This is a genomic window from Nocardia sp. NPDC002869 (genome assembly GCF_046764065.1).
Lineage (GTDB): Bacteria > Actinomycetota > Actinomycetes > Mycobacteriales > Mycobacteriaceae > Nocardia > Nocardia rhamnosiphila.
In genome coordinates this window covers 1-14,564 of the sequence record NZ_JBKOOL010000150.1, presented here as the reverse complement: position 1 = coordinate 14,564, position 14,564 = coordinate 1, and the positions used below count along the sequence as shown (strand labels likewise).

General features: G+C 69.5%; 14 protein-coding genes. 7 read left to right on the top strand and 7 right to left on the bottom strand.

The window, feature by feature from the left end; all coding sequences use genetic code 11:
- From ACLML9_RS22870 to ACLML9_RS22860, 3 genes are all read left to right on the top strand, one after another.
- Positions 1-741, top strand: a 741-nt coding sequence (locus tag ACLML9_RS22870; RefSeq protein WP_411947448.1) for an ABC transporter permease, incomplete at its 5' end; no start/stop codon positions are given.
- Positions 738-1,715: a glycine betaine ABC transporter substrate-binding protein gene (locus tag ACLML9_RS22865; RefSeq protein WP_411947447.1), complete on the top strand. Its 978-nt coding sequence runs from the start codon at positions 738-740 to the stop codon at positions 1,713-1,715. The genes ACLML9_RS22870 and ACLML9_RS22865, both read left to right, overlap by 4 nt.
- A 23-nt stretch (positions 1,716-1,738) precedes the next feature.
- Positions 1,739-3,544 (top strand): FUSC family protein, encoded by a 1,806-nt coding sequence (locus tag ACLML9_RS22860; protein ID WP_411947446.1) that lies wholly within the window; start codon positions 1,739-1,741, stop codon positions 3,542-3,544.
- A 141-nt stretch (positions 3,545-3,685) separates the two neighbouring features.
- Here the strand turns inward: ACLML9_RS22860 and ACLML9_RS22855 are convergent, their stop codons facing one another.
- From ACLML9_RS22855 to ACLML9_RS22845, 3 genes are all read right to left on the bottom strand, one after another.
- Positions 3,686-4,420 (bottom strand): maleylpyruvate isomerase family mycothiol-dependent enzyme, encoded by a 735-nt coding sequence (locus tag ACLML9_RS22855; protein WP_411947445.1) that lies wholly within the window; start codon positions 4,418-4,420, stop codon positions 3,686-3,688.
- A 61-nt stretch (positions 4,421-4,481) separates the two neighbouring features.
- Positions 4,482-5,087, bottom strand: a complete 606-nt coding sequence (locus ACLML9_RS22850) for a TetR/AcrR family transcriptional regulator (RefSeq protein ID WP_411947444.1) — start codon at positions 5,085-5,087, stop codon at positions 4,482-4,484.
- A gap of 109 nt (positions 5,088-5,196) precedes the next feature.
- The gene (locus tag ACLML9_RS22845) at positions 5,197-6,420 is read right to left on the bottom strand and encodes a cytochrome P450 (RefSeq protein WP_411947443.1); all 1,224 of its coding nucleotides are present in this window, start codon (positions 6,418-6,420) and stop codon (positions 5,197-5,199) included.
- A 108-nt stretch (positions 6,421-6,528) separates the two neighbouring features.
- On the opposite strand from ACLML9_RS22845, the gene ACLML9_RS22840 reads away from it, so the two are divergent.
- The 3 genes from ACLML9_RS22840 to ACLML9_RS22830 all read left to right on the top strand — a co-directional run bounded on the left by ACLML9_RS22840 (position 6,529) and on the right by ACLML9_RS22830 (position 9,029).
- Entirely contained in the window at positions 6,529-6,873 is a 345-nt protein-coding gene (locus tag ACLML9_RS22840; RefSeq protein ID WP_411947442.1) for a YnfA family protein, read from the top strand.
- Positions 6,874-7,098: 225 nt separating this feature from the next.
- The gene (locus ACLML9_RS22835) at positions 7,099-8,424 is read left to right on the top strand and encodes a bifunctional o-acetylhomoserine/o-acetylserine sulfhydrylase (protein ID WP_411947441.1); all 1,326 of its coding nucleotides are present in this window, start codon (positions 7,099-7,101) and stop codon (positions 8,422-8,424) included.
- Positions 8,425-8,597: 173 nt separating this feature from the next.
- Positions 8,598-9,029: a hypothetical protein gene (locus ACLML9_RS22830; protein ID WP_411947440.1), complete on the top strand. Its 432-nt coding sequence runs from the start codon at positions 8,598-8,600 to the stop codon at positions 9,027-9,029.
- Positions 9,030-9,834: 805 nt separating this feature from the next.
- On the opposite strand, the gene ACLML9_RS22825 is transcribed toward ACLML9_RS22830, so the two are convergent.
- Positions 9,835-11,658 carry an alkyl/aryl-sulfatase gene (locus ACLML9_RS22825; protein WP_411947439.1) on the bottom strand — a complete coding sequence of 608 codons (1,824 nt, stop codon included), beginning with the start codon at positions 11,656-11,658 and terminating at the stop codon, positions 9,835-9,837.
- A gap of 457 nt (positions 11,659-12,115) precedes the next feature.
- Between ACLML9_RS22825 and ACLML9_RS22820 the strand changes: the two genes are divergently transcribed.
- On the top strand, positions 12,116-12,346 hold the full coding sequence (locus ACLML9_RS22820) for a lipopolysaccharide assembly protein LapA domain-containing protein (RefSeq protein WP_411947438.1): 231 nt from the start codon (positions 12,116-12,118) through the stop codon (positions 12,344-12,346).
- Between the two features lie 111 nt (positions 12,347-12,457).
- Here ACLML9_RS22820 and ACLML9_RS22815 read toward each other — a convergent pair whose 3' ends face one another.
- The 3 genes from ACLML9_RS22815 to ACLML9_RS22805 all read right to left on the bottom strand — a co-directional run bounded on the left by ACLML9_RS22815 (position 12,458) and on the right by ACLML9_RS22805 (position 14,495).
- On the bottom strand, positions 12,458-12,649 hold the full coding sequence (locus ACLML9_RS22815) for a hypothetical protein (protein WP_411947437.1): 192 nt from the start codon (positions 12,647-12,649) through the stop codon (positions 12,458-12,460).
- Between the two features lie 221 nt (positions 12,650-12,870).
- The gene (locus ACLML9_RS22810) at positions 12,871-13,296 is read right to left on the bottom strand and encodes a hypothetical protein (protein ID WP_411947436.1); all 426 of its coding nucleotides are present in this window, start codon (positions 13,294-13,296) and stop codon (positions 12,871-12,873) included.
- Positions 13,297-13,379: 83 nt separating this feature from the next.
- Complete coding sequence (locus ACLML9_RS22805) at positions 13,380-14,495, bottom strand: AI-2E family transporter (protein WP_411947449.1); 1,116 nt, start codon at positions 14,493-14,495, stop codon at positions 13,380-13,382.
- Between the last annotated feature and the right edge of the window lie 69 nt (positions 14,496-14,564).

Below are 14,564 nucleotides of genomic sequence, written 5' to 3'. Positions count from 1 at the left end.
TCGGCGCAGTGGCGCGCCGAACGCCTCCGGTTGCTGGTCCAGCCGGTGCTCGTCGGGCTGCTCACCGCGGGGGTGCTGGTGTGGGCGTTCCGGCGCGACCTCACCGTCACCCAGCAGGCGAGCCTCAATGCCGGCAATATCGCCACCGTCACCTGGCAGCACATCCTGATCACCGCCACAGTGGTGCTGCTCGTGGTGGTGGTCGCGGTCCCGCTGGGCACCCTGCTCACCAGGCCCGGCTATCGCCGGGCGGCGCCGTTCGTCGTCGGTATCGCCAATATCGGGGCCTCCGCACCGGCGATCGGGCTGATCGTGCTGTTCTATCTCGCCACCCGCACCACCGGGTTCTGGATCGGGGTGGCGCCGATCGCGTTCTATTCGCTGCTGCCGGTCCTGCGCAACACGATCCTGGGCTATCAGGAAGTCGATCCGATGCTGGTGGACGCCGGACGCGGACAGGGGATGTCGGCGGTGACGGTCCTGCGCCGGATCGAGTTCCCGCTCGCCGTACCCTTCATCCTGGCCGGGTTACGCACCTCACTGGTGCTGGCCGTCGGCACCGCCACGCTGTCGTTCCTGGTCAGCGCGGGCGGGTTGGGAATTCTGATCGATACCGGCTACAAACTGCGCGATAACGTCACGCTGGTGGTCGGCGCGGTGCTCGCGGTGGCACTGGCCCTGCTGGTGGACTGGCTGGGCGCGGTGGCGGAACGGTTCCTCGGCCCGCGGGGGCTGCGATGAGAACCGTCCGACCGGCACGGCTGCTGCTCCTGGCGGCGGTACTGCTACTGGCCGGATGTGGTCTCCAGGCCGGGAGCGCGGTCCCGCTACCGGTCGGGCCCGGCAGTATCCGCCCGGACCCGGAGCTGGCGGGTGTCACCGTCACAGTGGGCTCCAAGGATTTCACCGAACAGAACATCCTCGGCTACATCATCGAATACGCGCTGGTCGCGGCCGGGGCCGAAGTCCGGGACCTCACCAATATCCAGGGTTCCAACAGTCTGCGCGACGCCCAGGTCAACGGGCAGATCGATATCGCCTACGACTACACCGGCACCGGTTGGGTCAACTATCTCGGCAACGAGAAACCGGTCCCGGACGAACAGGGCCAGTTCGCGGCGGTACGTGACGCGGACCTGGCCGCGCACGACATGGTGTGGACGGCGATGGCGCCCATGAACAACACCTACGCGCTGGCGACCGCCCGGCGCACCGCGATGCGGACCGGCACCTGGACCCTGTCGGACTACGCGCGCCTGGTCGCCACCGACCCCGCCGCGGCGAGTATCTGCGTGGGCACCGAGTTCAATGTGCGCCAGGACGGATTCCCCGGCCTGACCCGCGCCTACGGCATCGACGGCGGACAGGTACCCAAGCGGATCGTCCAGGACGCCGTGGTCTATCAGGCGACCGCCGACGCCGCGCAGTGCGGATTCGGATCGGTCGCGGCCACCGACGGCCGTATCCCCGGACTCGACCTGGTCCTGCTGCGCGACGACCGCTCCTTCTTCCCGAAGTACAATGCCGCTCTGGTGATGCGTGCGGATTTCGCCCGGGCGCATCCGCGGATCGCCGAGGTCATGGCACCCATCTCCCGGTTGCTGACCAACGAGTCGATCACGGAACTGAACCGGCAGGTCGATGTCGAGGGCCGTGAGCCCGCGGAGGTGGCGCGCGACTGGATGGTCGCGCAAGGATTCGTCACCGACGAGTGAACGACCAGGCGAGGAGAGGGTGAATGGTGGCTCCGGACGGTCCGACGCTCCCCTCACCGGCTCCGGCCCGCTCGGTGCTGTTCGGGCTGCCGCCCCCCGGGCGGCGGCTGCCCGGCGCGGCGCGCGCGGCCCTGGCATTCGGTGCGCCGGCGCTGGTCGCGGTGACCCTGGGACACGAACAGCAGGGCCTGATGGCAGCGACGGGCGCGCTGGCGGTCATCTTCGGTGAAGGCCAGGTCTATCGGCGCCGGTGGCGGGTCGTCGGGGCCGCGGCGCTGGCGCTCACGATCTCGGCGTTCGCCGGCGGCCTCACCGGGGAGCTGATCCACCAGCGGCTCGACACGGGTGGCACACACTGGTGGCAGATGCTGCTGGTGCTGCTGATGTCGGCGGTCGCGGTGGCGGGGACGTTTGTGAACTCGGCGCTGCGGCTGGGGCCGCCCGGTGGATTCTTCTTCGTCCTGGCCGCCGGGGTCGGGGCGCTGATCACCGGGCACGGCGTCCCACCCGGGCAGGTGGCGCTGTGGACGGCCCTCGGCGGAGTGAGTGCCCTGCTGGTCGGTATGTCGGCGGCGCTGACGAGAGCCCACCCGCCGGAAGAGCGGGCGGTGGGCGCCGCGGTCGCCGCGGTGGACGATTACGCCGCCCTCGCCCCCGGGGCCGCGGACCTGGTGGACGCGCGCTACGCGACCGCGATGAAGGTACAGACGGCGTGGGCGCTGCTCGACGACGCCCGGCGCACCGGCGCCGACGGTCTCGCCGCCACGCTCACCGGCGCCCAGCGCACCTTCGCCGACGCGCTGCACCGCAACAGGACCACCGACGACGAATCGGAGCTGCTCTTCGATACCGGCCGGCCCGCACCGACACCGCGGCCGTCGCTGCGCTTCCGGCTCCTGCGGTCGCTGTCGCCGGATAGCCATGCGGTGGTCTCGGCGAACCGGATCGGGGTCGCCGCGCTCCTCGCCGGCTGTTCGACCGTCGCGCTGGATCTCGGCCGCCCGGACTGGGCGGTCCTCACGGTCACGGTGCTGCTGCACCAGGGCCCGGACCGCGTCCGCGGCACCTACCGCGGGATGCACCGTATCGGCGGGACCGCGCTGGGGCTGGTGCTGTTCGCCGCGCTCTACGCGCTGGAACCCCGGAACTGGGCGCTGGTGCTGATCCTGATGACGCTGCAGTTCGCGATCGAGATGTTCGTCGCCCGGAATTACGGGCTGGCGGTCGTCTTCATCACGCCGCTGGCATTGCTGATGGGTAGGGGTGGGCAGTACGGCGATATTTTTCCGGTACTGCGCGACCGCCTGCTGGAGAGCGTGATCGGTGTGGTGATCGGGCTGGCCGCGCTGTGGGCGGTCGACCGGAGGGGCCACCGGCGGGTATTGCTGCGCAACGATCAGCGGGTGCTCGAGGTTCTCGGCCGCCTCGTGCACCGCATATCCCCGGGACGGGCTCGGCACGAAGGTCGAGCGCACTCCCCGCACACGACACCACCGCACCGGGCGGGCACACCGCCGGACCCGCAGGAGGCCGCTCGACCGGATGTGGGTTCGCCGCATGGCACGCTGCCCTCTTCGCCGCGCGAAACGGTACCCGGGGTCCCCGCCCTGCGACGGGAGCTGGAATTCGAACTGATGGGTTCCACCCTGGGCGCGATCGACGCCGCCCACAACGAGCCGGAATGGGCGCGGGCGCACTGGACCCGGCATCAGCGCATCCGGCGGCTCGGTCACGAGGTTCTCGCCGCGACCCGGCAGGACCCGGGGTACGAACCGGTCGATGCCGCGCAGCTGGACCGCTGGTCCCGCAGTCTCGCCGAGCTGGCATAGCCGCGTTCGCGTACAGCCCCGGGCACCCGGTGCGTTCGTCGCCTGCGCCTACGGCGAACTCGGGCAATGTACTTACCGGAAATCAGCACCGGCCGGTCAGTCCCGGGCGTGGCCCGCTCGGCCATCAAGGCATGGTGGCTGTCAGGGCACGATCGGCCGGCTCAGGATCGCCGCGACGTGATCGGTGTCGCCGGAGATGTCGACGCCCGCTTCGTCCGCGCTCGCCCGGCCCCACAGCAGCAGTGCCAGTCCTTCGGCCGTCCCCGACACGGTGCCGGCCGTGGACTCCGACTCGCCGAGCACCCACTCGGCCGGATCGGCGAGGTCGGTGGCCACCAACCGCAGTGCCGCCTCCAGCGGCTCCAGCCGGCCCATCCCCACCTGCCGCGGATAGAACACCCCCACCACCTCGTCCACCGTATCCGCCCACACCGTGGGGACCGCCCGGATCAGGCCGCGGGCCGCCTTCCCCGCGATCGCCGCCCGCAGATCGTGCCCGTGGATCAGCGTTTCGTGCACCTGCCGGCGGCGCCAGAACGATGCGGGTCCCGGCGCCGTGGGCTCGGGGTGCGCCAGGATCCGGCCCTGGGCCCGCGGGTCCAGGGCCGCCAGGGTCTCGCGGAGTTCGGCCGCGCAGGCGGCGTAGTGGATGGCGAGGTCGAACGGGCCCTCCCCCAGCGGTCCGGCCTTCTCCGCGCGGGCGTTCGCGGCGGCCCAGTGATGGACGGAGGCCAGATGCCCCACCAGTTCGCGGACCGTCCAGTCACCACAACCCGGGATTCGCGCCGCCGGATCGGCATCCGGAATCGACGCCAGGAATTCGCCCTGGAAATCGGCGAGCAGCAGCGGATAGTCCAGACCGGAGATCGCGTCCATGGCGCAAAGCTACCGCGCCACGCCGACGTCGGCGCGCTGGAACGGCACGGGGTGGCGCAGGTCATCCGGGCGCTGCCGGGCCGCCGACCGCCGGAGCCGTACCCAGCAGGAACGGGAGCAGGAAATCGCGCAGCAGGGCGCGCTCCTCGTCCACGGTGGCGGGTGGCAGGGTCAGCAGGGAGATCATCACCCGGACCGCCCACCGGCCCAGCCGATCCGCCGCCGCCGCGGAGAGGTCCGGGCGCAGTCGCGTGACGAAGACCGCGACGAGGTCGTCGATCACCTCCGACGAATCCGAGAGGCGCGCGACGATTCCCGCGTTCGCGGGTTCGAACCAGACGGCCAGATGCGGGGTGTTCCGGGCCTCGGCCAGAGTGGCGGTCATCCCGTCGAGCAGGAGTTCGGCCAGGTCCGGGCCGTCCAGCCGCCGGTCACGCCAGACCCGCGCGAGGAGCCCGGTGGCCTCCCGGCCGGCGAAGGCGACATACAACGCCTGCCGGTTGGCGAAATAACGGTAGAGAGTCGCCCGCGAACAACCCGCCGCCTCGGCCACCTCGGCCATGCCGACCGTGCCGGCGCCCTTGTCGATGACCAGGGCGCGCACCGCGTCGAGGATGCGTTCCGCGGCCAGTTCGGTCCGCCCGGCGGCCAGCCAGTCACCGGTCACCGCGCGGCTCCGGCGGGCCCGGCGCCGGTACCGGGTCTCCGGACGCCGTTCGAGGCGCGAGAAACGTCCACGACGCCGATCCGGAGCAGTGGGTCATCGCGTCGATCGGTCACGCCGCGCACCGGAAGGGAACGCTGGTCGGCCGCCGGACGTACGGTCCGGGCGCGTAGGTGACCGCGTCGATCTCGACGTGGTAGTCCGGGAAACGCGCCAGCAGTTCCTCCAGCGCCACCCGTGCCTGCATACGGGCCGCGGCCGCGCCCAGGCAGTGATGCGGGCCGTGCCCGAAGGTCATGATGCGCTGTGGGTTGCGCTCGATATCGAGGTCGGCGGCATCGGCGCCGAAGACCCGTTCGTCGCGATTCGCCGAGCCGTACACGAGCAGCACCTTACGGTCCGCCGGAATCGTGACGCCGTCCAGCTCCACCGGACGGGTCGTGGTCCGGGCCAGGCCCTGGACAGGAGAGGTGAGACGGGCGAATTCCTCGATCGCGACCCGGATGCCCTCCGGATCGGCAGCCAGCGCCGCGCGCTGCTGCGGGTAGCGCTGCAACAACTGCACCGCACCGCCGAGCAGGCCGGTGGTGGTGTCGTTACCGCCGGCGACCATGGTCCAGGTGTAGGCCAGGATCTGGACCAGACCGTCCACATCGGCGTCGTCGGCGCCGATACCGGCCTGGACGAGCAGTGACACCGTATCGTCGCCCGGATCGGTACGGCGCCGCGTGATGAGCTCGGCGAAATAACCCAGCATCTCCATCGACGCCGCCTGCGCGTCCGCCGTGCGCTGGGTACTGGCCGCGACCACCGCATCGGTCCAGCCGTCGAAACGGGAGCGGTCCTCCTCCGGGACGCCGAGATAGTGCGCGACCACCATGGTCGGCAGCGGTTTGAACAGATCGGCCACGATATCGCCGCCACCATGGGCGGCCAGCCGGTCCAGCCGGTCCCGGACGAACCGGCGCACCACCGGCTCCACCTCGGTGACCTGACGCGGCGTGAAGCCGCGGGCGACCAGTTTGCGGAACTCGGTGTGTTCGGGCGGATCCTGCATCACCATCGGCGGGTTCCCGGTGAGCCCGATCTGTTCGAGCTCACCGTATTCCACCGTCAGCCCCGCGCCCGAGGAGAAGGTGCCCGTGTCCCGGGCGGCGGCGTACACGTGCTCGTGCCGGGTGAGCACCCAGTAGTCGTTGTCCGGGTGGTCGGCGGGAACGACGCGGTGCACCGGATCGTGGTCGCGCAGCGCGGCGTACATGGACCACGGCTCGCGCCACGTCTCGCCGGAGCGCAATTCGAAACGGGCCCGATCTTGATACGCATCTGCCACCATGTATCGACAGTAAGACATATTTATAGTTTTGTCTTGCATCAGCCGAAACCGGTGTCCGCCGAACCCGGCCCGCCCCGCGCCGGCCGGGGGTCTCGTAGGCTCGCCCGCATGAGCGTTATCCGGTCGATCCTGCTGTTCGCTGTGGCCGCCCTGGCCGAGATCGGCGGCGCCTGGCTGGTGTGGCAGGGCGTGCGCGAACATTGCGGCTGGGCCTGGATCGGCGCGGGCGTGATCGCGCTGGGGCTGTACGGATTCGTCGCCACTCTGCAACCCGACGCGAATTTCGGCCGGATCCTCGCCGCCTACGGTGGGGTGTTCGTCGCCGGATCGCTGCTGTGGGCCATGGCGCTCGACGGATTCCGGCCGGACCGCTGGGATATCACCGGGGCACTGTTCTGCCTGGCCGGGGTCGCGATCATCATGTACGCACCGCGCGGCGCCGCGGCCGCGTGAGCGCACCGGCCGATCGGCGGGAATGCGTCGCGCGCGGCCCGCCGTCACGGCATGATTGGAATCTGCGCGAACAAAACCATGGCCATTTCCGGTCGGCCACCCCTAGCGTGAACGGGCCGCAGCGGCGCATCCGGCCGCGGCAGGCCGGAAACGCGTGCTGCCGAGGCAAATTCGCCGTGTCCGGCGCGCTCGTCCCGTTCCTCTCACCTACAGGAGAACTCCGCGATGACCGAAACCACCCCACCGGCCGACCCGTCCGCCGGTTGGAGCTTCGAGACCAAGCAGATCCACGTCGGCCAGGACCCCGACGCGAGCACCAACGCCCGGGCCCTCCCGATCTACCAGACCACCTCCTACACCTTCCGCGACACCGCGCACGCCGCGGCGCTGTTCGGGCTGGCGGAGCCGGGCAATATCTACACCCGGATCATGAACCCGACCCAGGACGCGGTCGAACAGCGGATCGCGGCGCTCGAAGGCGGGGTCGCGGCGCTGCTGGTGTCCTCGGGGCAGGCGGCGGAGACCCTGGCGATCCTGAACATCGCCGGCGCCGGTGACCACATCGTCTCCAGCCCCCGGCTCTACGGCGGCACCTACAACCTGTTCCACTACACGCTGCCCAAGCTGGGTATCGAGGTCTCCTTCGTCGAGGACCCCGACAACCTCGACCAGTGGCGTGCCGCCATCCGGCCGAACACCAAGGCCTTCTACGGCGAGACGGTGTCCAACCCGCAGAACCACATCTTCGACATCCCCGGTATCGCCGAGGTCGCGCACGGCGCGGGCCTGCCGTTGATCGTCGACAACACGGTCGCGACCCCGTATCTGATCCAGCCGCTGGCGCACGGCGCCGATATCGTCGTCCACTCGGCGACCAAGTACCTCGGTGGCCACGGTGCCGCGATCGCGGGCGTGATCGTCGACGGCGGCACCTTCGACTGGACGGTCCGCGGCGCCGACGGTCCCCGCTTCCCGGGTTTCACCGAGCCCGACCCGAGCTACCACGGCGCCGTGTTCGCCGACCTCGGCGCCCCGGCCTACGCGCTCAAGGCGCGGGTCCAGCTGCTGCGCGACCTGGGTACCGCGATCGCGCCGTTCAACGCGTTCCTGATCAGCCAGGGCCTGGAGACGCTGAGCCTGCGGGTGGAACGGCACGTCCAGAACGCGCAGGCGGTCGCCGAATTCCTCACCGAGCGGCCGGAAGTCACTTCGGTGTCCTACGCGGGGCTGCCGTCCTCCCCCTGGTACGAGCGGGGTAAGCAGTTGGCGCCCAAGGGCACCGGCGCGGTCGTCGGTTTCGAACTGGCGGGCGGTGTCGACGCGGGCAAGAAGTTCGTGGACGCGCTGACCCTGCACAGCCACGTCGCCAATATCGGCGATGTGCGTTCGCTGGTCATCCATCCCGCCTCGACCACCCACTCCCAGCTGACCCCGGACGAGCAGCTCAGCTCGGGTGTCACGCCGGGACTGGTGCGCCTGGCGGTGGGTATCGAGGGGATCGAGGACATCCTCGCCGATCTGCGGGCCGGATTCGCCGCCGCCGCAGTGTAATTCGCGGAACACGAGTTTCCCGGGGCCGGATCCGCCACGCGGCGGGTCCGGCCCTTCCGCGCTCTCCGGCTCCATGCCCGCACCACCGATTTCCGGCGTGGCGTAACAACTATCGATAGCCGATCGATCTGCGAGTGATCCACACCACTTCATCGAAGGTCGAGAGGATGCTCATGAAGACACTCTGCGTGTGCGTGGTCGCGGCGGCCGCGGCGGTACTCGCCGCCTGTGGTTCCCCCGAGCCGGATACGGAGTCGTACACGACTGTCGCGTCGGCGGTCCCGGTCCGGATCACCACCGTCACACTCACCGCGCCCGCGCCGCACTCGGCCGGAACCGAAACGGCGCCTCCGGTCGCGGAAACCGCGAGCGGGGCAACGATGCCCGCGGTCGTCTGTATGAACCTCCAGGCGGCACAGGACCTCATCCAGACGACCGGCGTCTTCTACTCCCGGAGCGAGGACGCCACCGGCCGGGGCCGGTCGCAGGTGGTGGACCGTAACTGGGTGGTGGTCGCGCAGAGACCGGCGCCCGGCACACCGATCGGCGAAGGCGATGCGGTGCTGTCGGTGGTCAAGGTGGGCGAACCGACCGATTGCTACTGAGAAAGGCGCTTCGCGGGCCTGCCGCTTCCCCGCCGGAAGCGGCAGGCCCGTCGGGTCCCGGCGCCATCAGAGGGGTACGCACGGGGTGCCCGACGAATACACGTGCAGGACGCACCGCACGGCCAGGATGACGGCCTGGACGAGTTCGAGCGGTTCATAGGCGAACGGGTGCATGAGCGATCCTCCGTTGTCCGTGCCGGGGCAGATCCGATCAGACGGGCGTGGCGAACACCTGCGCTTCCCCTACAGCGTGCGCCCTCGGCGCCGTGTCGCGGGCAGGTTCGCGGATACAGCTGCTCTTGGACTTCACACCCGGACCCGCTACACGCGCTCCCGGGTAGCGGGCTCGATCGGCCGGTGACGGTGGCAATGCACGGGACGGAAAACAACAGTTGTTCCACCCGGCGGCGACGCACGTCACAGCGCGTGGTCGGCACGCGCAAGGAAGGCGTCAAGGCGGAAACGCGGGCCGTAAAGGACCCGTCAACGTGGGCGGACCCGGTACCGCGCGGCTCGTAGTTTCGATCCGGTTCGGCAGCAGCGGCCGATCGGCCGCGTCGCGCTGCCCCAGGTTCTCGGAACGGAGGCGAAAGTGTCGATCCCGGCCTTTCTCGTGGTCACGGTCGCGGCGTTCGGTGTGCTCGGATTCGTGCAGCGAATGGTGGATCGCTTGTGCACATCGTCAATGCCGTGGGCTGGTCCTGGCCGTTCTGGTGCCCCCCGGCAGAAGACGCCGAACGAGATCGCGCTCAACATCCGGCAACCGGAAGCCGGCGGCCACGGTCGGTACCTGGGGTGCCGCGGCTCAGGGCGTGACGATCGGGAACTGCGGATCCGGAGCGTCCAGCAACCCGATGAACGTGTCGAGCAGGCTCCGGTCACCGGTGATCGTCACACCGTCGAATCCCTTACCGCTCACCGCGTTCAGCAGCTGTTCCTTGGTGAGCGTCAGCGTGAGATCCGCGGGGCCGACGGCGGGCGCGTCGGGTGTGGGGGCGCGATGGGTGAGCGCGCCGTGGGACAGGGTGAGGCGGTGGACGGCGTCCTCGTCGGTCAATTCCCAGTCCATGGTGAATCCGGCCGCGGCGGCGCGCAGGCCGTCGATCCGGACCGCGAGGGAGTCGATGATCATCTCCGATGTCAGGGCGGTCATCATCTCGGGGCTCGCCGATTGGATCGGGGTCGGAGTCGGGCCCTTGCGCAGTTCCTGGGCGCCCGTCAGGTAGAAGTTGCGCCAGGTGCCGTTCTCGGCGCCGTGGCCGAGCCGGTCGTAGACCTGTGCCAAGGTCTCCTTGGCACCCTCGTGGCCGGGCTCGGCGAACACGGCATGGTTGAGCAGGGTGGCCGCGAACCGGAGATCACCGGTGTCCGCGTATTCCCGCCCTTTGGCGACGAGCGCCTCGATCCCGCCGTAGTCGGCCACATACCGCTGCGCCAGCGCGACCGGCGGATGCTCCCACAGATGCGCCGGATTACCGTCGTACCAGCCCATGTATCGCTGGTAGATGGCTTTGACGTTGTGGCTGGTGGAGCCGTAGTACCCGCGGTTCGACCAGACCTTGTCGAGCTCGGGCGGGAATTCGAACCGTTCGGCGATCTCCGGCCCGGTGTAGCCCGCGTTGGTCAGGCGCAGCGTCTGATCGTGGAGATAGGCGTACATATCGCGCTGGTTCGCCAGCCACGTGGTCCAGTGCTCCCGGCCCCAGGTGGGCCAGTGGTGCGAGGCGAACGCCACATCGGCCTTGTCGCCGAATCGGGCGATGGCCTCGTCGAGATACTGTGCCCAGACCCGGGAATCGCGGACCACCGCGCCGCGCAGGGTCAGCACATTGTGCATATTGTGCGTCGCGTTCTCGGCCATACAGAGCGCGCGCCGACCGGGGAACAGGAAGTTCATCTCGGCCGGGGCCTCGGTGCCCGGGGTCAGCTGGAACACCATCCGGACCCCGTCGATCTCCTCTTCCTGCCCGGTGTGCGTGATATCGACGGTGGGCGGGATCAGGGTGATGGTCCCGGTGGAGGTCGTCATCCCCAGTCCGGCCCCGATCTGACCGTCGGGCGCCTTCGGGAGCACCGCGCCATACATGAAGACGGCCCGGCGGTTCATGGCATTGCCGGCGTACACGTTCTCGCTCACCGCGTGTTCCAGGAATCCGGCGGGCGCCAGGATGGGCATCGGCGGATGACCGGCCGGCACCGCCGCCCGCGCCCCCGCGAAATGGTCCGCGTGCGAATGGGTGTAGATCATGCCGGTGACCGGCCGGTCACCGCGTTGCGCGCGGTACAGGGCCAGGCCCGCGGCCGCGGTCTCCTCCGACAGCAAGGGATCGATCACGATGACACCGTCGCGGCCTTCGACCAGCGTCATATTCGACAGGTCCAGATTACGGACCTGGTAGATGCCTTCGGTCACCTCGAACAGCCCCTGTTTACTGCACAGCTGACCCTGCCGCCACAGACTGGGGTGCGCGGTATCCGGGCAGTCGCCGTCGAGGAATTCGTAGGCGCCGATGTCGTAGACCACCGAGCCGTCCGCGGCCGTCACCGCCGGCGGATCGAGTTCGGCCATGAACCCGCGCATCGCGTTGCCGAAATCGGCGGTGTCGTCGAAGTCCAGTTCCGTGGTCATCGTTACCTCGCGATCTGTCGGCCGGCTCTCGGTTCCCGGCGCGGCCGAGTTCCGCCGGGCCACCGCGCGGGTCCGCGCTCGAACGGCGGTGTCGGCGCACCGGAATACCCACGCTAGGCACCCATGGCCACCCGCTGTATCACCTACGACGGGTGAACTGCCCGCTCGGCGCACAGGAGGGCCGCCGGACCCGCGGGGCGGGCGTGGGCAGTCGGCGCGCAGGCCCGACGGCCACACCCGACGCACCGGGCCGGACAGCGAACGGGTGCATCCGCCGCGCCACGACACGTGCCGCTGTCCGGCGCGCCGCCCGCGTGTGCCGCGGTCTCCGCGCCGTCCCGGGTGAGGTGAAGGTCGATCGACGCCGGCCCCGGGTCATCCCCGGCGGGTGATGCCCGCGGCCCGGCCGCGGCGGAGACTGCACAGTGTCGCGACCGACTGCCCACCGGAGGATGTGATGACCGACCGCGAACCCAAGCCGTCGCCGCTGTCCCGGATCACCGTGAACCAGTGGCTGGCCCTGGCTCTGACCGTCATCGCCGTGATCTTCGTCGTCGAGAACCGCGACCAGGTGGAGATAAAGTTCCTGCCCCTCACCGTGAGTTCGCCGATGTGGCTGATTCTGCTGGTCATGTTCCTGATCGGGTTGGTTGCGGGGCTGCTGATCCGCCGCCGCGGCCGGCGCTGACACCGGTGTCACCGGTCCTCTTCGGAGAGGTCGCGGGCCGGCGGTGTCTGCTCCCCCACGGCCGCCGCGACCTCGTAGCCGGTTTTCGCCGCAGAGGTGTCGCCGAGTCCGTTACAGGCCACCGATCCCCTTGCCCAGCACGACGGCGCCCATCACCAGCAGCATCATCGCCATGACCACATGGTTGTTGGCCTCGAGCCAGGCCCGGCTGCGGTCCGGCACGCCGCGCAGCCGATCCGCCGCGACGGCGTACCCGACCACGGCCACGATCTGGGCCGCTACCGCCGTCCCGCTCGCCCCCACCACCACTCCCGCCGACGCGCACAGCAGCCAGATTCTTCGGGTTGACCGCCGCGAGAGCGGCGCCGAGCAGTACGGCCTTCCCGGCGGTCAGGGAATCGATACTCCGCATCCACCCGGGTGGGACGGTGTCGGCACGGCGACGCCACTGCGATCGGAATCGGTGAGATCGCCACTCCCACCGCCAACGGAAGCAGATCACCCAGGACCACCACGCGCGGGGCTCAGGTCTGCGGCCGCCAGGTCGCGATCGCCCAGATCACGACGATGTTCAGGGCGATGATCAGAACCGACCACCACGGGTAATAGGGCAGCCACAGGAAATTCGCCAGGATCGACAGCGCGGCGATACCGATCGCCAGGCCGCGGCCCCAGGCCGTCCCCGTGAGCAGACCGAGCGCGCTGATGATCAGCACGATCCCGAGGACGAGATGGATCCAGCCCCAGGTCGTGATATCGAATTCGTAGGCGTAGTTCACGCCGACGACGAACAATTCGTCCTCGGCGACGGCGGCGATTCCTTCCAGTACCGACAGCGCGCCGACGGTCAACAGCAGAATCGCCGCGGCGATCGAGGTGCCGGCCGCGACGCCCTGCCGTACCGGGAACGGGCCGGTGGTGCTCGTCATCGGCTCCCGTGCAGTTGTCATCTCCACTCCTTCCGAGCGCAGGTGTGCGTCGACTCTCGCGTGGGCGCGCCGGGTTCACCTCACCCGTCGCGGGTGAAACGAGGTCACGCCGCCGGGCCGGCGGCCGGTGCCTCGTCGTCCGGCTCGGTGTCGGGTGGCGCCCGGTCACTGATGAGTACATCCATCCACCGGGTCGACGGGTCGATATCGAACAGCAGCGCCTTGGCCAGCAGCGTGAGCGGAATGGCCAGCAGCGCCCCGAGCGCGCCCAGCACCCAGGACCAGAACACCAGGGAGAGGAAGGTGACCGTGACACTCAGACCGACCGCGTCACCCACGAACTTCGGCTGGATCACCGACTGCACCACCACGTTGAACACGCAGTAGAGCACGATCACCCACACCATCCGCGAGAAACCACCGTCGAGCAGGGCCAGCAGCGCGGGCGGGATCAGCCCGATCACGAATCCGATATTCGGGATGTAGTTGGTGATGAACGACAACAATCCCCACAGCACCGGGAACGGGACCGCGAGCAACCACAGCGCCACACCGTCGAGTACCGCCACGATGAGCCCGAACACCGTCGAGACGATCAGGTATTTGCGGGTACCGGCGGCGAAGGTGCTCAGCGCGTGCGAGATATCGGGCCGCATTCCGGCCACCACGGTCATCCGGCGGCCGATGGTCATCCCGTCGAATGCCATGAACAGCAGCAGGGCCAGCACGAACAGCAGGTTGGAGAAAACGCCGGCGAGTTCGCGCAGCGCGCCCTCGAGCACCTCGACCAGTTTGCCGAAGTCGAAACCGCTCAACGCCTGCTGGATCCGGTCCTGGTCCACGTCGAACCGTTCCAGCTGCGAGCGGACCTGATCGAACAGGGCGGAGAACTGGTCGGCGTAGTCCGGGAGCGCGGTGGCCAGCTGCGCGGCCGACAAAGCCAACGCACCGACCAGGCCCAGGAGCACCAGATACACCACTGCCAGGGCAGCGATCATCCCCACCCAGGCCGGTTTGCCGCGGCGCTGCAGCCGGGTCTGGATGGGCTGTGCCGCAATAGCGAACATCAGTGCCAGGAATACCGGGCCGAGCACACCGGAGAACGCCTTCGCTCCGGTGACGGCCACCACCGTGGCCGCCGCGACGAGCAGCACGATCAGGCCGCGGGGGATCGCCCACTGCGCCGGGCGAGACCTCTGCCCTACCTGCAACAGCGACATGGACCCCCTGCTGACCATCGCCACGTCCGAAGCCGGCAGCAGAGACAGCAGCTGGCTCCCACGCGAGGA